We start from the raw sequence: 19,957 nt of genomic DNA, 5'->3' as shown, positions 1-19,957 counted from the left end.
AAAAATAAAAATCAGCTCCTCATGGGGTAAACCACATCTTTTTTATGATGGATCAAGGCATCAACCACGTTTTGTACAAAGTTTGTTTTATCTTTCTTTTTGTTATCCATATCGTTATCAATTGGCCCTTTGTATTTTAAAACCCAATTGTTTTTTTGCCGCTGTAAAACATACGCCGTTGGTGTGCTTCGCAAGTTATATGCCCTGGTAACATTTTGGGTAGAGTCTTCTAAATAAGGGAATTCATATTTTTCTTTTATGGCATTTTTAACCATTTCTTGGTTGGTTTCTTCAAAAGCATAGCTAGGGTTACTTGGGTTAATGGTTACCACCGGATAACCATCTTTAGCATATTTTGTATGCAGATCTTTAATACGTTGGCGATATCTGATGCAGTGGTAACAACCGTTGGTCATAAAAATCAATATTACTCCTTTTCTGTTTTTATAATCATCCAAACTTACCATTTTTGGCTGGTTGGGTACGGTGTTGGGCAAGTTAAATCCAGATACGGTATCGCCTAAATGCAGGGTATCAATTTCTAAAACTGCAGATTTGGCCTTAATGCTTATCGCCAATAAGCAAATAAATAATAAAATAATCTTTGGTGCTTTAATTTTCATCTTTCCATTTAATTGAACAGCCAATGGCCTTGGTTTGTGTAATTTGAGGTTTTTTATTCTTCATAATGGCTTCAACGGCGTTATCCGCATAATTATTTCTGCCACTTTGGTTCACATTTTCGGTATCGTTATCTATGGCTCCAATATATGCTACCTCTAAACCTCTTTTGGTTTTTTGTAGCAAGTAAACATGTGGCGTTGCTTTTGCCCCATAAGTTTTGGCTATATCTTGGGTTTCATCCAAAAGATAGGGGAAAGTATATTTTTTTTCGGCAGAACGCTTTTTCATGTTCTCAAAAGAATCTTCTGGATAAGCTTTTGGATCATTTGGGTTGATGGCAATAACCGGATAACCTTGTGGTGCAAATTTCTTATCAAGATCCATAATCCTCTGTTCGTACATTTTTGCATAAGGACAATGGTTGCAGGTAAAAATCACAAAGAAACCTTTTGCATCGGGATAATCTGCCAAGACAACCATCTTGTTATCTACATTTTTTAAAGAGAAATCTTTGGCTAAATCCCCTACTTTATATCCTGTTTGTGCCTTTGCAAAATTGCTCGATACAATTATCAGCAACAACAAAAAATGGGATTTAAAATTTATACCGGCTGTTTTCATAAGGTTTATTTATTTGCTAAATATACTTCTTCTAATTGTGGGTAGGTAAATTCTCGCTCGTAAAATTTTCTTGAGTTTTTCAATTTATTAACTATCAAAGTTGCGGGTAAAGAACCCGTCCAATCCTTACTTACCTTATCTATATATCCTTGTTCAGATTTTTCATTGATTACATATACTTCAGATTGGATCTTGTTCCGCCTTACAAAAGGCACAACCGCTTTTTCTAGTTTAGATTTAAAATCCACACTCATTAAAATCACCTTTAAAGGTTGGTTTTTATAGGTTTGGCTTAGTTTTTCAAAATTTGGAAGTTCTTTAACGCAAGGCGCACACCAAGTAGCCCAAAAATTGACTACATAAACTGTATCTTTTCCTTGTTGTATCCTGTTTTCTAACTGGTTGATAGATAATAATCTTACTTGTGCTAAGGATATTTTTGCTATAAAAAACATCACAAAGAAAATAAATAGATATTTATTCTTCATAGTTTTATAACGCCTTTTATTTTTATTTAGCTTTTAGTTGTGGTTTAAAATATCCAAACATTTGGTCAATTCCTTTTTTTGATACCAATCATTAAATACAAACTCATATCTATGCACTTCAAAAGTTCCGAAATTAAATTGACGATATTTATTTAAGAGTTTCAAAAATTCATCATTTTTTTTAACGGTTGATTCAAATCTTAAAATAGTACTATGTGCCGTTTTGATTTGATATCGGTTGTCTAATGAGCTTTCCAAATCAGATTGACGAAAATTAACTCTCAAAATATCTCTCAGTTTATCTAATACTCCATTTTTAGGGAAACCTTGAATCATAATGCCTGCATCAGAAGCAGTGGTTCCTTTAAAATGGATTTCTTCTACAGGTAAATTTTTTAAACTGCTTTTTATGATTTTAATATATTCTTCCACTTGTATATTTTCTAGCTTAAATCCTTCATAACAAGAAATGATAGACATTACCGTAATGTGAATATCAGAAACAGGATAAATATATTGATTTGGAGCTATCTCTTTTAACTCGTTCAAAAATTTTGATATGGATTTTAAAACTTCAGTGGTAGGTCTTATGATTAATGTAACTCCTCTACGAGAATCATCCTTAGCATTAATTTGTTGATCTAAACTTAATTGATTTTGCTTAAACTTTTCTTGAGCATGCAACCACATTTGCTCATAATGCTCCTCTAAATTCATTCTACACTCCCTCCCCTAGAAAAATATTTATACGTATAAGGGTTTCTCAATTTTTCTAACATTACGCCCTTTCTGGTACTAGCGTGAACATAATAACCATTTTGCAGGTACAAACCTACATGACTAAATTTTTTACCATCAAAATCAAAAAAAACAAGATCGCCTTCTTTTAATTGATTTTCGTATTTTCTTTTGATGATATTTACTTGTTGGCTTGTAGATCTGGGGATCTGCCTATCATAAACGTTCTGATAGATAAGGTAAACTAGGCCAGAGCAGTCTATACCTTTTTTTGTTAGGCCACCAAACTCATACCTAGTGCCTTCCCAATCATCAATAAACTCGTAAAGTTTACCGTTTTTAATATCGCTTTTAGAAACATCCATTTCTTCGGCATATTTGGCAGCTATTTTATTTGAAGGTTTTTCTATTTTATAATTGGCGTTTTTAAGTGTATTTTTCTTTGATTTACAAGAGCTAAGCACCACTAATATGCTAACTATGATACAAAAGAAAATATGATGTTTTTTGTTCACGAGAATTATTTAAGATTTATTTTAAAGATTCTCTAAGTTAAAAAAAAGATATAAAACGAGATTTTTTCCATAAAAAAAACGCCTGTTCAATTTGATAAGAACAGACGTTAAGGCTAAATATTTTTATAAATTTTACTCGTTTTCTATCAACGGTACATCTTTCTTTTTTCTGTTTGCAAATCTGTTCTTGATTTTTGCCCTGATCAAATACATAGAAGGCACCAAAATTAAGGTTAAGAAAGTGGCGAAACTTAAACCAAATATCATTGTCCATGATAAAGGCCCCCAGAACGCCACGTTGTCTCCACCAAAATAAATATGGGGGTTTCCTGTACTCAACAATGCGGTAAAATCTAAGTTTAAGCCTACCGCCAGCGGAATTAAACCTAACATGGTTGCCGTTGCCGTTAATAAAACCGGTGTCATACGGGTTCTACCGGCCTCTAATATTGCCTCGTAAGCTTCCATCCCTTGTTCCATCATCAAATCGGCAAATTCTACCAACAAGATACCGTTACGCACTACTATCCCCGCAAGGGCCACTATACCGATCCCCATCATTACAATAGACATTTCCATGTGGAAAATAGTAATTCCTAGCAACACGCCTATAATACTGAATAAAATCTCGCTCAAGATAATGATAGGTTTACCGATAGAATTAAATTGGATAACCAAAATAATCAATATCAAGAAAAAAGCGACCCCTAAAGCTAAACCTAAGAAGGCCGATGTTTCTGCTTGCTCTTCTTGCGCCCCGCCCATTTTTATCACCACCCCATCCGTTTTCCTAAAATTCTGAATTGCGTTTTCTATGTTTTTATTAACCTCGCCAGGGTTAAAATCAGAAAGCACATTAGATGATAGGATAATTATCCTTTTCCCTTGTTTTCTTTTGATACCCCCGTAAGTGTTCACATAGTCGATATCAGCGAAAGCAGAAATAGGGACTTGGCGAATAATGCCGCCCATTGCCATATCGCGATAGGTAATTTGGATGTTTCTTAACGCTTGCAAGCTATTTCTTTGATCCTCTTGCGCCCTCACATTAATCTGATAATCTTCTTTAAGATCCCTAAACTTAGAAACTTCTGTTCCAAAAAGAGCTGTTCTTAAATTATAAACAATGGTTCTTGTGGCAATTCCTTGTCTGTTTGCCCTTTCTCTATCGATATCGAAAATTACCTCGGGTTTGTTGTTTTGGAAATCCGATTTCAATTCTTCTATTCCCCCGATATTTTTTGCGACTAGATAATTTTTTAATCTTTGTGAAGTGCTTACCAAAGAATCTAGGTTATCACCCGTAATTTCTATACTTATCGGTTTTGCCGTAGGCGGGCCAGATTGCTCTTGGGTTACAGAAATCTCTGCGCCAGGGATACCTTTTATCGCTTTTCTGATCGCTGTTAAATAAGCAGTAGAAGGATTTCCGGTACGCTCCCCAAACTCTTTAAAAGCAACCGTTACTTTACTTTTGTTTGGATAATTCCCTTGATCCTCATCTTGCGGATCGGTTACGCCAACGGTAACATTAGAGATAATAGACGATACGTTTTGGCTACCTAAACTATCTACAACCGCGGTAACTTTTTTCTCTATTTTTTTAGTGATTTCATTGGTATATGCTTGATCTGTACCTACTGGCAATGAGGTATAAACGTAAACAAAGTTTGGATCTGATGATGGGAAGAACACAAATTTTGGTGGGATTATTCCTGTTAAAACGATAGAAAAGATCAACAAACCAAATGTACTGCCCAAAATAGTATAAGGGCGATGCAAAGCCCATTCTAAAAACCTACCATACTTAGCCTGTACCCTTGGCCATGTATTTCTTTGGAATTTTCTGATAACTTTTTCTAGTACAAAATGTTGCAATAGATAGAATAAAGCAATAATGATCACAAAGTTTCCAAAACCAAAATCGATGAGGTAAGCAATTACCGCTGCAATACCCAAATACATCAACGTCTTTTTCACTTTCTTATCAAAGGTTGGCTTATAAACCTCGTTTTCGTCGTGAGACTCCATAAAATCTACCGCAAAAACCGGGTTGATAATATAAGCAACCACCAAAGATGCCAGCAAGGTGATGATCAATGTAATTGGTAAAAAGAACATAAACTCTCCAATTACCCCTGGCCAAAACGCTAATGGAATAAATGGTGCCAAGGTAGTCATGGTGCCAGAAAAGACAGGTAAAAACACCTCGCCAGCAGCCATTTTAGCAGCCTGTTTTACCGTATATTTTCCATTATCAAATATCCGGTGCGTATTCTCTATCACCACAATGGCATCATCCACCACGATCCCCAAGGCAAGCAAGAACGAGAACAGTACGATCATGTTCATGGTAAAGCCAATGGTTGGCATCACCAAAAATGCTACACACATAGAAAGCGGTACAGAGAGTGCCACAAACAATGCGTTTGTGATGCCCATAAAGAACATCAAGATCAAGGTAACCAATATAAAACCGATAACAATGGTATTGATCAGATCATGAAGGGTAACCCTTGTTTTATCAGACTGATCGCCGGTGGCTACAATGTTTAAGCCTTTTGGGAATTGCGTGGCCTTCATATCGGCCAAAATTTCCCTGATCTTATCAGACGCTTCAATCAAATTTTCTCCAGAGCGCTTTTTTACGTTTAAGGTTATTACGTTTTTACCGTAAAGCCTTGCGTAAGATTCTTGCTCTTTAAAACCATCAACCACGTTGGCAATATCTTTTAAATAAACAGACCCACCAGTTGGCGTATTGATGATGGTGTTTCCGATTTCTTCTGCAGACTTGTATTCCTTCTTTATGTTTAAGGTTCTTCTAACCCCATCAATAGGGATAGTACCACCAGATGCAGAAATATTTTCTGAACCTACCGCATTTTGAATATCCATAAAGGAAATCTTGGCGGCGGCCATTTTATTCATATCTACGTTGATCTGCATTTCAGGATCTAAAGCACCTACAATATCAACCCCAGATATTTCTGGAAGTGCTTCTATCCTATCCTTTAAATCATCTGCATAACCTTTTATCGTTTTCAAATCATAATCGCCAGACATATTTAAGTACATGATCGGCAGATCAGAAAGGTTAATATCTTGTACGGTTGGATCGTTGGGCAAATCACTTGGTAGATCTGTTTTTGCTTTATCTACCGCATCTTTTATACGTTGCTTTGCAACCACAATATCAACATTGGCATTAAATTCTGCCGTGATGATGGAGAAATCTTGGTAAGAGTTAGAGGTAACCTTTTTTAATCCTTGGGTTGATCTAATCTGTTTTTCTAACTGTTTGGTTACCAAATTCTCCATATTTGCAGGAGATGTTCCCGGATATACTGTTTGTACAAAAATCTTTGGAATAGAAATCTCGGGGAAATTTTCTTTTGGTAAACTATTGTATGCAAAATAACCAGCTATCAACAGCATAAAGGTTAATACATAAATAGCCGTTCTGTTTTCTACTGCCCAACTAGAGGGCTTAAATTCTTTTTCTAAATCTTTCATTTAGCTATTAATTAAAATGATGTTACCATCTTTTATGAGAATGATCTTCTAAAGTTTAACGTTATCGCCTTCGTTAAGGCCATTTAAACCTACCGTAATTACTTTATCCCCAGGCTTTATACCCTCTAATATTTCTGCTACGCCGTTATAGATATTGCCTACTTTTACTTCTACTTTTTTAGCTTTCCCATTATCATCCAACATTAGGTAATCACCGGTTTCTGATTTTTGTATTGCTTTAATTGGTACAACCGTTGCTTTTTGGTTGGCATAATCAACAATTTTTAAAACTGCCAACATATTTGGCCTAAACGATTTTTTACTAGGCAATTTTACCTCTACGGCAAAACTCCTGCTCATTGGGTCAATGGTTTTTGCCGCAAAAGAGATTTTTGTTTTAACAGAATCTGTGGCATCTGGCACTACAACAATAACCTCATCGCCTTGGTTAATTCTACCGGCATAGGTTTCAGAAACTAATGCTTTTGCTTTTAGATCATTGGCATTTACAACCCTTATGCCCGGTGCCCCGGGTTGTACGGCTTGCCCTACCTTATAATCCATTTGATCTATGGTACCGGAAATGGGCGATTTGATTTTATACAAGTCTGCTTGTTGTTTTAAAACGCCCATTTGCTTTTCTAAACCTTCTTTTTGAGATTTTGCGTTTAAATATTGTACCTCTGTACCAATTTTTTGATCCCAAAGATTTTTTTGCCTTTTAAATAAATTGGTTGCCAAATCTAATTGTGTTTGTAACTGAGCCATATTTTGGCGAAGAACCGCATCATCTATCTGTGCTAAAATTTGCCCTGCAGAAACGTTTTGGCCAATAGAAGCATACACTTTGGTAATTACACCTGCAGCTTCTGGCGTTACCTGTACGTTTTTCTCGGCATCAATTTTACCTTGTATTTCAATATAATTTTTAAATGGCGATGTCTTTACCTCATAAACATTTACATCTTTGGTAATAATTTCCTTCTTGGCACCAATTTCCTGTTCTAAATCGGCAATTTTGCCACTGATGTCCGCCTGCTCTTTCTTCAATTTTTCTAGCTCGGCTTTTTTATCTTTTGATTTGTTTCCGCAAGCTGCTAAAAACAGTACCAGCGATGCGATTAATATTTTTTTCATGATTTTATTGATATGATAAGGTTTGCTTTAATTAATTTTTCCTGTTGCTCTTTCTGTATCCACTTTGCTGATCAAGGCATTGTAAAGTGCGTTTATGTAATTGTTTTCTGCTTCTTTAAGCGATGTTTGGGCTTGGGTTACCTCTATAGAAGAACCCACGCCTTGTTCGTACTTTATCTTAGAAACCCTTAAAACATCATTGGCTAAATCTAAATTCCTTTGTTGGTTCTCTAGAGAGTTAATGCTGTTTGTGTAAGTGGTAATGCTATTCTTAATGTCTAAATTCAAAGAGTTTTTGGTATTGTACAGATCATTTTTTGATTTTAAGACAGTAAACTCCGCTTGTTTTACCCTGTTAATTTTTTGTAGGCCACTAAAAATCGGGACATTTAATTGTAGCCCAACAACTACCGTAGGAAAGCTTTTATCATACAGATCACTAAAATTGTTGTTCTGGTATTGATATGAGCCATTCCCAAAAGCAGATAAGCTAGGGAGAAACTGAGATTTATACCTTTTTAAATCTAACTGGTTAAGTTTAAGCTGTGTTTGCGATAGTGCATACTCAACCCTATTGGCATAGGCGGTGCTATCGGCCAAAATAGAATTCTTATCTAATTTTACTCCTTCAATAGATCCCTTTAGTGATAAATTATCATCAACTGGCATTCCCATTTGAAACTTCAACATACTTTTACCCAATTCTAAAGAACGCAAAACGTTCTCTTTCTCTGTGGTTAAGTTATTATATAAAACTTTTAGCCTATCCGCATCAATTTTTTCTGCAAAGCCGTTATCAAACAAGGCCTGTGTTTGATCTAGTTGGTCTTTCAATTGCGCAATGTTGGCATTTAATAGATCAATCTGTTTATTATTTACCAAAACCATGTAAAAAGCTTTTGTTACAGCTACGTTGGTTTCAATCTTAGATCGGTTATAAGCCCTTTGTGAAAGCTCTTTATATGTTTTTGATGCCTGTAAACCTACAATATAACTACCATCAAATAATAATTGGTTGATGGAAGCACCTAGGCTAGAATTGTACTTGACCCCAAATTTTACTGGAATATAGGTTCCTGGTTGGTTAAAGAATTCACCTGGCAGTAAAGAGGTTGGTACTTTTAAGAAATCCTTAAAATCTGCAGTACCGCTAATCTGCGGCAAACCAATCCCGATGGTTTCTTTTACCTTGGCATCGGCTATCTTTTGATCTAAAGCAGCATTTAATAAGGCCGTTTGGTGCCCGTAAGCATATTCTATACATTGCTCTAAATTATAATTGTAAGTTTTGGCAGTATCTGTTTGCGCCATTAAACTCCCAATAGTTAAACTTAAAAAAGCCGTAATCAGCATTGTTTTTGTTTTCATTATATGGTTTGTTTGTTCTTGTTTGTATAATTATTGATTAAGATATGTCCACTTAGTGTGCAAATCCCAAAAAGGAAATGTGTGGTTAGTTCTTGTATCACTTCATAAAGACTATGTTTACCGCTCCTTATCAGATCTGTTTCAAAAGTCCAATTAATTTGCGCCACCCTAGCATGGGATAATATTTCTGTATTGATGTCGTCCCTAAAAACATTTTCTTTGATCCCTCTCTCTAAGCAAATTTTAACGTTTTTATAGATATGGTTTTCATGGAATTCCATCATGATCTTATAGGCTTTGTTATGATATTTTTCTAAATCATAAAAAATTACGGGGTTGATATTAGCCAACATCTCTTTCAAAAAATCCATCATCAAAAAAATCTCATCTATCGCATTTTCAGATTTATTGGTCAATTCTGCCATGTTGCACTCATCTTTTTGCATCATTGAGATAATTAAGTTGGTAACCAACTCATCCTTATCTTTAAAGTTTGCATAGATGGTTTTTTTAGACATCCCCAACTGCTTGGCAATATCATCCATGGTAATGCTTTTTGTTCCGTATTTCATAAAAAGCTTTTCGGCTTCTTCTAAAATATAGGTTTCGATATTCTCTGTCATAATTCGAGCACAAAACTATGGAAACTTTTTACATTTCCAAAGTTTCCGTTTATTTTATCGATATTTTAATTTGGTTTATTTTCGTTGCAATTAAATTACAATTTCAAATTTGATTACAGTAAGCCATCCATTTTTGTATTTTTGCAGCAAAACGCAAAAAATGAACGATGCTAGTTTAAACGCCATATCGCCAATAGATGGCCGTTATCATAAACAAACCGAAAATCTAAGCCACTATTTTTCAGAAGCTGCCCTTATTAAATTTAGGGTTTTTGTAGAAATGGAGTACTTTTTAGCCTTAAGCGAGCTGCCCATACCTGCTTTAAATGGTTTAAAGAAATACAATTTAGAAGCTATTAAATCAGAAATCATCAATTTATCACAAGATGATGTTCTAAAAATTAAAGAGATAGAAAAAGTAACCAACCATGACGTAAAGGCGGTAGAATATTTTATCAAAGAAAAATTTGATCAACTAAAATTATCCCAATATAAAGAATATATCCATTTTGGGTTAACCTCTCAAGATATTAACAATACCGCCATTCCTTATTCATTTAAAGCTGGGATGATGGTTGTTTATTATCCGCAATTGCAAGAACTTATCCATACCTTAAAAGATTTAGCAAAAGAATGGGATCATGTTTCTATGTTGGCGCATACCCATGGGCAGCCAGCTTCTCCTACTCGTTTAGGTAAAGAAATAACGGTTTTTATAGAAAGGATAGAAAACCAGGTTGAGCTGTTAAAAGCCATTCCTTACGGAGCTAAATTTGGTGGGGCCACCGGTAATTTTAATGCCCATCATGTTGCTTTTCCTTTAATCAATTGGAAAAATTTCGGGAATGATTTTGTGAATAACAGGCTTAAATTAAAACGTTTACAAAATACAACCCAAATAGAACATTATGATTACTTGGCAGCACAATTTGATGGCATAAAACGCATCAACACGATCATTCTAGATCTAAATAGAGATTTTTGGACTTACATCTCTATGAATTATTTTAAACAAAAGATTAAAGATGGAGAAGTTGGCTCATCGGCCATGCCACATAAGGTAAACCCTATAGATTTTGAAAACTCTGAAGGCAATATTGGCATTGCCAATGCACTATTAGAACATTTATCGGCAAAATTACCTGTTAGCAGGTTACAGAGAGACTTAACAGATTCTACCGTGTTAAGAAATATAGGCGTACCTTTAGCACACACCATCATTTCTTTAAAATCTACCATTAAAGGTTTAAACAAGTTATTGTTAAATCAGGCAGAAATTCAGAAAGATCTAGATAATAATTGGGCAGTAGTTGCAGAAGCCATCCAAACTATCTTAAGGCGTGAAAATTATCCTAACCCTTATGAGGCTTTAAAAGATTTAACACGTACCAATACCCAAATTAATGCTGATACAATGGCCAGTTTTATAGATGGCTTAGCTATAAAAGATGATGTGAAAAAAGAATTGAAAGCGATAAATCCTTCTAATTATACAGGTATTTAATAGTCATGTTGAGGTAAAAACAAAACAGTAAGGCTTGGCTTTATTTATTGATGAGTACTTTTACAAAAAATATTTTTGATATGAACATTACCGTATATACAGAATCTACCCCCAACCCTGCAACAATGAAATTTATAGTAAATAAATTGTTGATCAATGGTAGTGTAGATTTCTCAACAAAAGAAAGTGCAGAGCATTCTAAATTTGCAACAGAGCTCTATAAATTCAATTTTGTAAACGGGGTATTTTTTGCCAGTAATTTTGTTACGGTTACTAAAACAGAAGATGCTGCATGGGCAGATATAGAGCCTCTATTAAAAGAATTTATAAAAGGTGCGATAGAATCAGAATATGCCGTTCAAGAAAATACAGAGGAAGAAAATTTAAACTTTGAAGGAACGGAGACCGAGATTAAAATTCAACAGATTTTAAATGATTATGTAAGGCCCGCCGTAGAACAAGATGGTGGTGCAATCAGTTATCGTTCTTTTAATGATGGTATTGTTACCGTAGAATTAAGAGGTTCTTGTAGTGGATGCCCATCTTCAACAATAACGCTAAAATCTGGTATTCAAAGCTTATTGCAAAGAATGATACCAGAGGTAAAAGAAGTTGTATCTGAGGCTTTATAAAGCAAAAAACAGTTAAAAAAAAGTCCTAAAATTTAGGACTTTTTTTTAAACGAAACTTTTAACGTTTCTGATCTCTTCGTAAAGCTCGATCACTTTTTTCTGTAATTCTATTATTTCAGAATCTCTATCCTGAAGCTTTTTGGTTACAAGTTCTAAATCTGAAGCATTTTTTATCTCTTGCTCAGGATCGTTATAAGTTAACAATTGTACCACACTTAAATTAAAAAGTGCAGAAATTTGTTCTAATCGCGATATGTTTATATCTGTAATACCAGTCTCAATTTTAGAGAATGCGGGTATAGATATATCTAGTTGCCTTGCAACGTCTTCTTGGCTCCATCCCTTTTGATGCCTTAATAGCCTAATTTTTTTTCCTAAAAATTTCATCTCTTAAACATTATTTATTAAAACACTTACTTAAAAGTTAATTTATACAAAGATATGAACAAATTATTTCTTTAACATAGATTTAGCCAATGTAACTAAATCAATACCTCCAAAAATCCCAGAACTCATCATCAATAAATTAGTATTTTTAATTTCTAACGATTCTAAGTAACCTTTTATTTTTTCTGCTTGATTAAAAAACTTTATTTTATCGTTAGAAAACGCTTTTATGACTTTATTTTCAGAAAACGGTTTTAAACTTTTTTGAAAGAAGGTTTTCTCATCTACAAATACAATAGCAATATCTGCGCCATTCATGGTACCGGCATATTCTTCTAAAAAATCCTCATTTAAACTACTAAAAGTATACAATTCTATACAGGCAATTAATTTTCTGTCGGGATATTGCTCTTTAACCGCTTCAATAGTTGCTTTCAATTTTGAAGGAGAATGGGCAAAATCTTTATAAACCACGCTTGTTTCGTTTTGTGCCAAAAGCTCTAAACGCTTTGCCGCACCGGCAAAAGAAACAATAGCCTCATAAAACTCCTCGTTACTTAAACCAATTTTTTCGCAGGCCAATTTAGCCGCGTTAAGGTTCATTAGGTTATGCTTGCCAAAAATGTTTATCCCAAGTTCTCCTTGTTTGGTTTTTAAATAAGTTTTCCCGCTTTTAATCTCAAATAAAGGAGTGTGGTATGGGATTTTTTCCAGCTTGTTTTTAAATTGATGCAGGTTTACCAAATCTTTTAAAACATCGTCTTCTTCACAATAGATCAATGTGCCGTTTGGTGTTATGGTATCAATAAACAAGCTAAATTGATTTTTGTAACTCTCAAAAGTTGGGAAAACATTGATATGGTCCCATGCCACACCGCTTATGATACCGATATTTGCGTTGTAAAGATGGAATTTTGGTCTTCTGTCTATTGGTGAAGCTAAATATTCATCCCCTTCGATCACAATGATTGGTGCACCTGATAATTTTACCATATTATCAAAACCGGCAATCTGCGCACCCACTAAATAATCAAAATCTTTACGATGATAGTTGAGTACATGCAAAACCATGGAGGTAATGGTTGTTTTGCCGTGGCTGCCGCCTACAACAACCCTTAATTTATCTTTAGATTGCTCATATACATACTCTGGGTAAGAATAAACTTTAAGACCTAATTCTTGCGCCCTTAATAGTTCTGGGTTATCAATCCGGGCATGCATACCCAATATGATGGCATCTAGGTCTTTTGTGATATTTTGTGGGTGCCACCCTTCTGCTTTTGGCAAAATGCCGTGTTTGTTTAATCGGGTTTTTGAAGGTTCATAAACAGCATCATCAGAACCTGTTACTTTAAAACCTTTTAAATGTAAAGCGATAGCCAAATTGTGCATAGCAGCACCTCCAATGGCAATAAAATGTACCCTCAAAGTTTTTATTTAATAAATTTTGCAGCCACCCATAAATCCTTTTTTTTATGGCTAATGTATTTTAAGCCAAATTTTGATGCCGCTGTTTCTATAATTTCTAAATCGGGGCTTTGGTAAAAGCCACTAAAAAATATTTCGCCATCGCTTTTCAAAGCTTTAGCGTAGTTTTCCATTTGATCGATCAAGATATTTCTATTAATGTTGGCTAAGATCACATCATATAACGTGTTTGGTATAGCTTCTTTAGAACCGCATAATGCTTCAATGTTTTTAATATGATTTAGAACGGTGTTTTCTAAAGTACTCTCATAACAAATTTGATCGTTATCTATGGCAACCAGTTCCTTTGCCCCTAATTTACTGGCCAAAATTGCCAAAATCCCTGTACCGCATCCCATATCTAAAACAGATTTATTATTTAAGTCTATTTCTAAAAGATATTCCATGATCATGGCAGTTGTTTGGTGATGCCCCGTACCAAAAGCCATTTTTGGGTCTATCACAATTTCATGCTTAAAACTAGGTTTTGGTTGATGAAAGTTTGCCCTCACATAAACTTGGTCTTTAATCTGTATGGGTTCAAAATTGCTTTCCCATACTTGGTTCCAATTCTTTTGTGGGATAAGGTTTACCTCGTAAGAAAAAGAAAATTGATCATGATAGGGGCTTAGCGTCTCTTTAATTTCGTTTTCGTTCAATTTATCTGAAGGGATGTAGGCTTTAAAACCAAAATCCGTTTCCTCAAAGGTATCGAAACCTATGTCTCCTAAGGCGGCTATCAATAAATCTTGGTGGTAATCTTGATCAGAGACAATAGTGAACACTAGTTCTTTATAATTCATAAAAAGATTTAATTTGGATTTAAGATCATTACCTTAATAAGAGCGTTAGGGATGGGAGTGACATCCTTTTTTTGCTTTATGCGATTTGCAAATTGCAAAAAAAGATATAACGGACAGCCCGTTAAAACGCCCAAATAATTAAAGAAAAATTTGGGCGCAACATTTATTTGCTATTGAATGCTTTTGCGATATCTACAAAATCCCTAGATTTTAAAGATGCGCCACCAATTAAACCTCCGTCAATATCTGCTTGAGAAAATAATTCTTCGGCGTTTTTTGGGTTACAGCTCCCACCGTACAAGATGGAGGTATTATCTGCAACTTCTTGTCCGTATTTGGCGGCTATTTCTTTCCTGATAAAAGCGTGTATCTCTTGTGCTTGCGCAGATGATGCAGTTACACCTGTTCCAATTGCCCAAACAGGCTCATAGGCGATCACCAATTTAGAAAATCCATCTGCCGATAAATGGAAAGTAGCTTCTGCTAATTGAGATTTTACCACATTAAAATATTCGCCGCTTTCTCTTTCTGAGAAGGTTTCACCGATGCAGAAAATTGGTTTTAGGCCGTTTTCTAGAGCGGCATCTGTTTTTTTGGCCAATAATGCGTTGTTTTCCCCAAAATACTGTCTTCTTTCAGAATGGCCTAAGATCACATATTCTACATTGATGGATTTTAACATAGATGTGGAGATTTCCCCGGTATATGCTCCTGCTTCTTCTTGGTGTGCGTTTTGGGCTCCTACACTTACCTTATCGTATCCTTTACCCAAACCCACTAAACTATTCAAATGAATAAAAGGCGCACAAACCACTACCTTAAGGTCTCCAACCACTTCATCTTTAACCATATTGATTACCTCAGAGAACAAAGCTAGTCCATCGTTATAATCTTTGTTCATTTTCCAGTTTCCTGCAACAATTTTCTTTCTCATAATTTAATTTTAAAATCTTCTGTATTTATTGGTTTGATCAAATATTTCTGTCAAAATATCTTTCTCTATATCGTTAAATTCTTTATTCTTTCTATCATATACCTTTTGCGATGTTTCAAACATTTTGTTGATGGTATAGGTTTCTAAACCTTGTGCGCCGCCCCAAGAAAAATCTGGGATAAAGTTTCTAGGAAAACCTGCCCCAAAAACGTTGGCACCAACACCTACAACTGTACCGGTATTAAACATGGTGTTAATGCCGCATTTTGCATGGTCTGCCATAATCAATCCGCAAAATTGTAGGCCTGTTTTCCTAAATCTTTCTGTTTTATAATCCCAGAGCTTAACCTCTGCATAATTATTTTTAAGATTAGAGTTGTTCGTATCGGCACCAAAGTTACACCACTCTCCAACTACTGCGTTACCCAAATAACCATCATGCCCTTTAGAGGAATTTCCCCAAATCACAACGTTATTTATCTCTCCTCCTATCCTGCAGTTTGGGCCTATGGTTGTTGCGCCATAAATCTTTGCCCCTAATTTTATTTGAGAATCATTACAGAGCGCTAAACCACCACGTATGTGAGAACCTTCCCAAACCTGTGAATTATTTCCCAAATAAATTGGCCCGTATTTGGTGTTAAAGGTGCAACATTCTGCCTCTACCCCTTCTTCAACAAAAATATCATCTCCAATGACGGTGTTGCTTGCGCTAAGTTTTTGAGAAACCCTGTTCTTTGTGAGCAATTTAAAATCGGTTCTCAGTTCAATGTCATTGTATTTAAAAATATCTTCAGGGTAGTTGATTTTTGTAAAATCTTGCTCAAATTTAATTTTATGATGATTTGATAAATCCTCTGAATTTAGTTTATCATGATTGATTTTTGCAGCTATACAAGTTTCCCCTTTTACTAAAACATCACCATCTTTTAAACTGTAAATAGCGCTTACTAGTTCTGCATTTGGACAAATGCTGCCATTTATGAACAATTGATCATGATCATTGACCATCGGAAATTTCTTCTGTAAATAACTTGCAGTTTGATAAGAAATATCCACTTTAAAATGTTGACACCATTTCTCTGATATTTTTAGAATGCCAATGCGTAAATCTGCTGTTGGGCGGGTATAGGTAAGGGGTAGCAAAGTTTCCCTACTGTTATCATCAAAAAAAATGATTGTCATGCTACAAAAAAACAAAAAAAGTCCCGACTATCAAGACGGGACCCAAATATATTATCAATTTTATTAAAATTATTTCTTAGCGTAACGAGTTTTAAACTTATCAATACGACCCGCAGTATCTACCAATTTCATTTTACCTGTATAAAATGGGTGCGAAGTATGAGAAATCTCTAATTTAACAAGCGGGTATTCATTACCATCTTCCCATTTAACAGTTTCGTTTGTGTTGATGCAAGACTTAGTTAAAAAGGCATAATCGTTAGACATATCTTTAAAAACTACTAATCTATAATTTGATGGATGCAAATCTTTTTTCATTGTATTCTAATCTTTATTCCCTAATTTTTAGAGGTGCAAATGTAATTAAAAAATTATTGTTTACAAGAAATTAATAATAATTAGTTGCTTGTATCCCTAATGATCTGATTGATCACTTTATCTAATTGATTAGCAGATTTTTCTAATAAATCTATGTATTCTTTGTTAAACTTATAATTGTCTAGTTTAATTAAATCTATCATTCCCAAAACCGATGTTAAAGGTCCCCTAAACTGATGCGAATGTACCCAAGCAACTTGGGCCAAGGTTTGATTTTTTTTTACCGATAAGCTTAGCTGCCTATTCAATTCTAAAACATGATCTACCTGGGCTGCCAAAATTCTAAGGTATCCTTTTTCCTCATCAGAAAATTGGCTGGGCTTAATATCATAAACGCATAAGGTGCCAATCTTGTAACCATCGTTTGAGTTGAGGTTTGCGCTGGCATAAAACCTAATATTGAATTCGCCCGTTACCGAAGGTAGGTTTTTAAATCTCTCATCTTCGGTAGCATCTTCAACTACCAAAACATCATTCTCTTTTATTGCCTGTGCACAAAAAGAGGTGGCCCTTGGCATGCGGTCTAAATCAATCCCCTCGCCTGCAAGTATAATTTGCTCGCTTTCATCAATTAACGTAACCAAGGCTATTGGCTTTTTGGTTAAAACAGAAGCTAGCTTGGCAATTTGCCCAACCTCTTTTTTAACATCAAACATCAGATATTTACCAACGGCTTTTAGGCGTTCTAGTTCATTATTTTCAATCATTTATCAATCAATTTCTTGACATATTTCTATTAAAACGCCATTTGTAGATTTAGGATGAACAAAGCAAATTAATTTATTATCGGCACCTAATTTAGGAGTTTCATTTATCATTTTAAAGCCTTCAGATTTTAATCGTTTTATTTCGGCATAAATATCCTTAACCTCAAATGCGATATGATGTATGCCCTCACCTTTTTGCTCAATAAATTTAATGATTGCGCTATCTTTGTTTGTGGCTTGCAACAATTCTATTTTGGCTTCGCCGATTTTGAAAAACTCCGTGGTCACGTTTTCACTCTCCACAATTTCTTTTTTATAGCTTTTTACCCCCAAAATCTTTTGATAAACAAGGGAAGAATCTGCTAAATTTTTTACCGCAATACCTATATGCTCTATCTTATCCATTAACCCCAAAATTGCATTTTAATGACCATTAAACCTATACTTATATAGAGATATTCTATCATTGCTCCAAAAGTTTTTTAGTATATTTGTAACAATAATAAAAACAATTCTAAATAAGATGTTAAAAACACCAATATACTTAGATAATAATGCAACTACACCGATGGATCCAAGGGTATTAGAAGCAATGTTACCTTATTTCACAGAAAAATTTGGGAATGCTGCTAGTAGAAACCATCCTTTTGGTTGGGTTGCAGAAGAAGGGGTAGATTACGCCCGTGAACAAGTGGCTAAATTAATAGGTGCTTCAGAAAAAGAAATTATTTTTACTTCTGGCGCAACAGAATCCGATAATTTAGCGATAAAGGGTGTTTATGAGATGTATAAAGATAAAGGTAACCATATCATTACCTTAACCACAGAACATAAGGCTGTTTTAGATGCTTGTAAACATTTAGAAAAATTAGGTGCAAACATTACATACCTAGATGTTGAATCTGATGGCTTGGTTGATTTGAGAAAATTAGAAGCGGCCATTACAGACCAAACTATTTTGGTTGCTATCATGTATGCAAATAATGAAATTGGCGTAATACAACCTGTTAAAGAAATAGCTGCCATTGCCCATAAACATGGTGCTTTATATTTTACCGATGCTGTTCAAGCTGTTGGAAAAATTCCTGTTGATGTAATAGCCGACGGTATTGACCTATTGGCATTATCGGCACATAAGATGTACGGCCCAAAAGGTGTTGGGGCTTTATATGTGAGAAGAAAAAACCCTAGGGTTAAAGTAACTTCTCAAATGGATGGTGGTGGCCATGAACGAGGGATGCGTTCGGGTACTTTAAACGTTCCTGGTATTGTTGGTTTAGGTAAAGCTTGTGAGCTTTGTTACAATGAAATGGAAGAAGAAGCTGTCAGGCTTTCTACTTTAAGGGATAAATTAGAAAAAAGCTTAACCGAGTTAGAGGAATCTTATGTAAACGGGAACCCCGCACATCGTTTACCTCATACCGCAAATATTTCTTTTAAATATGTTGAGGGCGAAGGTTTGATGATGGCAATGAAAGATATGGCGGTTTCATCTGGTTCTGCCTGCACATCTGCTTCTTTAGAACCCTCTTATGTTTTAAAAAGCTTAGGCCTTTCAGATGATTTGGCTCATTCTTCCATCCGTTTTGGCTTAGGGAGGTTTACCACCGAGGAAGAAGTTGATTTTGCAATAGAAAATACAAAAAAAGCAGTTCTTCATCTAAGAGAATTGTCTCCGCTTTGGGAAATGTTTAAGGAAGGCATAGATCTTGATAAAATTGAGTGGGCAGAGCATTAATTCGGTTTTACAATTTGTCGATTTGAAAATTTGACAATGGAATAAAAATCGTTCATAAATAATATTAAAAGTCATTTTCAAATTGACTAATTATTAAATTAACTAATTAAAAAAGACATGGCATATTCAGATAAAGTAATTGATCATTATAGCAACCCAAGAAACGTGGGTACGCTAGATAAATCTAAAAAAAGCGTAGGTACGGGATTAGTTGGCGCACCAGAGTGTGGCGACGTTATGCGTTTACAAATTGAAGTTGATGAAAACAACGTAATTACCGATGCCAAATTCAAAACATTTGGATGTGGTTCTGCAATCGCTTCATCATCATTAGCAACAGAATGGTTAAAGGGAAAATCTATTGATGATGCCCTAACTATCGATAACATGGACATTGTTGAAGAATTGGCATTACCTCCGGTTAAAATCCACTGTTCTGTTTTAGCGGAAGATGCAATTAAGTCAGCGATTAATGATTATCGTGTGAAAAACGGCATGGAAGCGATTGAATTGGAGAAATCACATCATTAATTTAAGTAGCAAGATGCAAGTAGCAAGAATCAAGACGATTTTCTATCGTTTTTAAATCTTG

At 34.9% G+C, this 19,957-nt stretch carries 21 protein-coding genes; 4 read left to right on the top strand and 17 right to left on the bottom strand.

From position 1 onward, the window contains the following. Positions 1–11: 11 nt before the first annotated feature. The 9 genes from I5M32_RS01570 to I5M32_RS01530 form a co-directional block, all read right to left on the bottom strand. Positions 12–623, bottom strand: coding sequence for a redoxin domain-containing protein (locus I5M32_RS01570; protein ID WP_200584384.1), 612 nt, complete (start codon positions 621–623; stop codon positions 12–14). Continuing rightward, positions 613–1,245 carry a thioredoxin family protein gene (locus I5M32_RS01565; RefSeq protein ID WP_200584383.1) on the bottom strand — a complete coding sequence of 211 codons (633 nt, stop codon included), beginning with the start codon at positions 1,243–1,245 and terminating at the stop codon, positions 613–615. The genes I5M32_RS01570 and I5M32_RS01565 overlap by 11 nt, the downstream gene beginning before the upstream one ends. 5 nt (positions 1,246–1,250) lie before the next feature. After that, positions 1,251–1,733 carry a TlpA disulfide reductase family protein gene (locus I5M32_RS01560; protein ID WP_200584381.1) on the bottom strand — a complete coding sequence of 161 codons (483 nt, stop codon included), beginning with the start codon at positions 1,731–1,733 and terminating at the stop codon, positions 1,251–1,253. A gap of 33 nt (positions 1,734–1,766) precedes the next feature. Then, complete coding sequence (locus I5M32_RS01555) at positions 1,767–2,450, bottom strand: mutarotase (RefSeq protein ID WP_200584379.1); 684 nt, start codon at positions 2,448–2,450, stop codon at positions 1,767–1,769. After that, on the bottom strand, positions 2,447–2,986 hold the full coding sequence (locus tag I5M32_RS01550; protein WP_200584377.1) for a C40 family peptidase: 540 nt from the start codon (positions 2,984–2,986) through the stop codon (positions 2,447–2,449). The genes I5M32_RS01555 and I5M32_RS01550 overlap by 4 nt, the downstream gene beginning before the upstream one ends. A gap of 132 nt (positions 2,987–3,118) precedes the next feature. After that, positions 3,119–6,502 (bottom strand): efflux RND transporter permease subunit, encoded by a 3,384-nt coding sequence (locus tag I5M32_RS01545; RefSeq protein ID WP_200584375.1) that lies wholly within the window; start codon positions 6,500–6,502, stop codon positions 3,119–3,121. 48 nt (positions 6,503–6,550) lie between these two features. Then, positions 6,551–7,639 (bottom strand): efflux RND transporter periplasmic adaptor subunit, encoded by a 1,089-nt coding sequence (locus I5M32_RS01540; protein ID WP_200584373.1) that lies wholly within the window; start codon positions 7,637–7,639, stop codon positions 6,551–6,553. A 27-nt stretch (positions 7,640–7,666) separates the two neighbouring features. Continuing rightward, positions 7,667–9,007, bottom strand: coding sequence for a TolC family protein (locus I5M32_RS01535; RefSeq protein WP_200584371.1), 1,341 nt, complete (start codon positions 9,005–9,007; stop codon positions 7,667–7,669). Beyond that, positions 9,007–9,630, bottom strand: coding sequence for a TetR/AcrR family transcriptional regulator (locus I5M32_RS01530; RefSeq protein WP_200584368.1), 624 nt, complete (start codon positions 9,628–9,630; stop codon positions 9,007–9,009). The genes I5M32_RS01535 and I5M32_RS01530 overlap by 1 nt, the downstream gene beginning before the upstream one ends. A 160-nt stretch (positions 9,631–9,790) precedes the next feature. Between I5M32_RS01530 and purB the strand changes: the two genes are divergently transcribed. Then, the gene (gene purB, locus I5M32_RS01525; RefSeq protein WP_200584365.1) at positions 9,791–11,134 is read left to right on the top strand and encodes an adenylosuccinate lyase; all 1,344 of its coding nucleotides are present in this window, start codon (positions 9,791–9,793) and stop codon (positions 11,132–11,134) included. Positions 11,135–11,214: 80 nt separating this feature from the next. Continuing rightward, positions 11,215–11,766, top strand: a complete 552-nt coding sequence (locus I5M32_RS01520; protein WP_200584362.1) for a NifU family protein — start codon at positions 11,215–11,217, stop codon at positions 11,764–11,766. Positions 11,767–11,811: 45 nt separating this feature from the next. Here I5M32_RS01520 and I5M32_RS01515 read toward each other — a convergent pair whose 3' ends face one another. The 8 genes from I5M32_RS01515 to mce all read right to left on the bottom strand — a co-directional run bounded on the left by I5M32_RS01515 (position 11,812) and on the right by mce (position 18,032). Continuing rightward, complete coding sequence (locus I5M32_RS01515) at positions 11,812–12,153, bottom strand: helix-turn-helix domain-containing protein (protein WP_200584359.1); 342 nt, start codon at positions 12,151–12,153, stop codon at positions 11,812–11,814. Between the two features lie 63 nt (positions 12,154–12,216). Then, positions 12,217–13,581, bottom strand: a complete 1,365-nt coding sequence (locus I5M32_RS01510) for a UDP-N-acetylmuramate--L-alanine ligase (RefSeq protein ID WP_200584356.1) — start codon at positions 13,579–13,581, stop codon at positions 12,217–12,219. A gap of 5 nt (positions 13,582–13,586) precedes the next feature. Continuing rightward, positions 13,587–14,423: a 50S ribosomal protein L11 methyltransferase gene (prmA, locus tag I5M32_RS01505; protein WP_200584353.1), complete on the bottom strand. Its 837-nt coding sequence runs from the start codon at positions 14,421–14,423 to the stop codon at positions 13,587–13,589. 163 nt (positions 14,424–14,586) lie between these two features. Continuing rightward, on the bottom strand, positions 14,587–15,357 hold the full coding sequence (tpiA, locus tag I5M32_RS01500) for a triose-phosphate isomerase (protein WP_200584351.1): 771 nt from the start codon (positions 15,355–15,357) through the stop codon (positions 14,587–14,589). Positions 15,358–15,366: 9 nt separating this feature from the next. Beyond that, a complete protein-coding gene (locus I5M32_RS01495; RefSeq protein ID WP_200584347.1) occupies positions 15,367–16,542 on the bottom strand; it encodes a putative sugar nucleotidyl transferase in 1,176 nt (391 codons plus the stop codon). A 69-nt stretch (positions 16,543–16,611) separates the two neighbouring features. Further along, positions 16,612–16,860, bottom strand: coding sequence for a type B 50S ribosomal protein L31 (locus I5M32_RS01490; protein WP_200584344.1), 249 nt, complete (start codon positions 16,858–16,860; stop codon positions 16,612–16,614). Between the two features lie 80 nt (positions 16,861–16,940). Beyond that, complete coding sequence (locus I5M32_RS01485; protein ID WP_200584342.1) at positions 16,941–17,627, bottom strand: sensor histidine kinase; 687 nt, start codon at positions 17,625–17,627, stop codon at positions 16,941–16,943. Between the two features lie 3 nt (positions 17,628–17,630). Further along, complete coding sequence (gene mce, locus I5M32_RS01480; RefSeq protein ID WP_200584340.1) at positions 17,631–18,032, bottom strand: methylmalonyl-CoA epimerase; 402 nt, start codon at positions 18,030–18,032, stop codon at positions 17,631–17,633. Between the two features lie 118 nt (positions 18,033–18,150). On the opposite strand from mce, the gene I5M32_RS01475 reads away from it, so the two are divergent. Together I5M32_RS01475 and iscU are read left to right on the top strand one after the other, a co-directional pair. Next, positions 18,151–19,365 (top strand): IscS subfamily cysteine desulfurase, encoded by a 1,215-nt coding sequence (locus I5M32_RS01475; protein WP_200584338.1) that lies wholly within the window; start codon positions 18,151–18,153, stop codon positions 19,363–19,365. A gap of 117 nt (positions 19,366–19,482) precedes the next feature. Further along, positions 19,483–19,896, top strand: coding sequence for a Fe-S cluster assembly scaffold IscU (gene iscU, locus I5M32_RS01470; RefSeq protein WP_200584336.1), 414 nt, complete (start codon positions 19,483–19,485; stop codon positions 19,894–19,896). Positions 19,897–19,957: the final 61 nt, after the last annotated feature.

The organism is Pedobacter segetis (assembly GCF_016623585.1).
Lineage (GTDB): Bacteria > Bacteroidota > Bacteroidia > Sphingobacteriales > Sphingobacteriaceae > Pseudopedobacter > Pseudopedobacter segetis.
This window is presented reverse-complemented; position numbering and strand designations above follow the sequence as displayed.

What these genes read in the sequence shown, in the direction of transcription:
- I5M32_RS01570 (WP_200584384.1), bottom strand. Translation starts at nt 623, where the DNA reads ATGAAAATTAAAGCACCAAAGATTATTTTATTATTTATTTGCTTATTG.
- I5M32_RS01565 (WP_200584383.1), bottom strand. Translation starts at nt 1,245, where the DNA reads ATGAAAACAGCCGGTATAAATTTTAAATCCCATTTTTTGTTGTTGCTG.
- I5M32_RS01560 (WP_200584381.1), bottom strand. Translation starts at nt 1,733, where the DNA reads ATGAAGAATAAATATCTATTTATTTTCTTTGTGATGTTTTTTATAGCA.
- I5M32_RS01555 (WP_200584379.1), bottom strand. Translation starts at nt 2,450, where the DNA reads ATGAATTTAGAGGAGCATTATGAGCAAATGTGGTTGCATGCTCAAGAA.
- I5M32_RS01545 (WP_200584375.1), bottom strand. Translation starts at nt 6,502, where the DNA reads ATGAAAGATTTAGAAAAAGAATTTAAGCCCTCTAGTTGGGCAGTAGAA.
- I5M32_RS01540 (WP_200584373.1), bottom strand. Translation starts at nt 7,639, where the DNA reads ATGAAAAAAATATTAATCGCATCGCTGGTACTGTTTTTAGCAGCTTGC.
- I5M32_RS01535 (WP_200584371.1), bottom strand. Translation starts at nt 9,007, where the DNA reads ATGAAAACAAAAACAATGCTGATTACGGCTTTTTTAAGTTTAACTATT.
- I5M32_RS01530 (WP_200584368.1), bottom strand. Translation starts at nt 9,630, where the DNA reads ATGACAGAGAATATCGAAACCTATATTTTAGAAGAAGCCGAAAAGCTT.
- purB (WP_200584365.1), top strand. Translation starts at nt 9,791, where the DNA reads ATGAACGATGCTAGTTTAAACGCCATATCGCCAATAGATGGCCGTTAT.
- I5M32_RS01520 (WP_200584362.1), top strand. Translation starts at nt 11,215, where the DNA reads ATGAACATTACCGTATATACAGAATCTACCCCCAACCCTGCAACAATG.
- I5M32_RS01515 (WP_200584359.1), bottom strand. Translation starts at nt 12,153, where the DNA reads ATGAAATTTTTAGGAAAAAAAATTAGGCTATTAAGGCATCAAAAGGGA.
- prmA (WP_200584353.1), bottom strand. Translation starts at nt 14,423, where the DNA reads ATGAATTATAAAGAACTAGTGTTCACTATTGTCTCTGATCAAGATTAC.
- tpiA (WP_200584351.1), bottom strand. Translation starts at nt 15,357, where the DNA reads ATGAGAAAGAAAATTGTTGCAGGAAACTGGAAAATGAACAAAGATTAT.
- I5M32_RS01495 (WP_200584347.1), bottom strand. Translation starts at nt 16,542, where the DNA reads ATGACAATCATTTTTTTTGATGATAACAGTAGGGAAACTTTGCTACCC.
- I5M32_RS01490 (WP_200584344.1), bottom strand. Translation starts at nt 16,860, where the DNA reads ATGAAAAAAGATTTGCATCCATCAAATTATAGATTAGTAGTTTTTAAA.
- I5M32_RS01485 (WP_200584342.1), bottom strand. Translation starts at nt 17,627, where the DNA reads ATGATTGAAAATAATGAACTAGAACGCCTAAAAGCCGTTGGTAAATAT.
- mce (WP_200584340.1), bottom strand. Translation starts at nt 18,032, where the DNA reads ATGGATAAGATAGAGCATATAGGTATTGCGGTAAAAAATTTAGCAGAT.
- I5M32_RS01475 (WP_200584338.1), top strand. Translation starts at nt 18,151, where the DNA reads ATGTTAAAAACACCAATATACTTAGATAATAATGCAACTACACCGATG.
- iscU (WP_200584336.1), top strand. Translation starts at nt 19,483, where the DNA reads ATGGCATATTCAGATAAAGTAATTGATCATTATAGCAACCCAAGAAAC.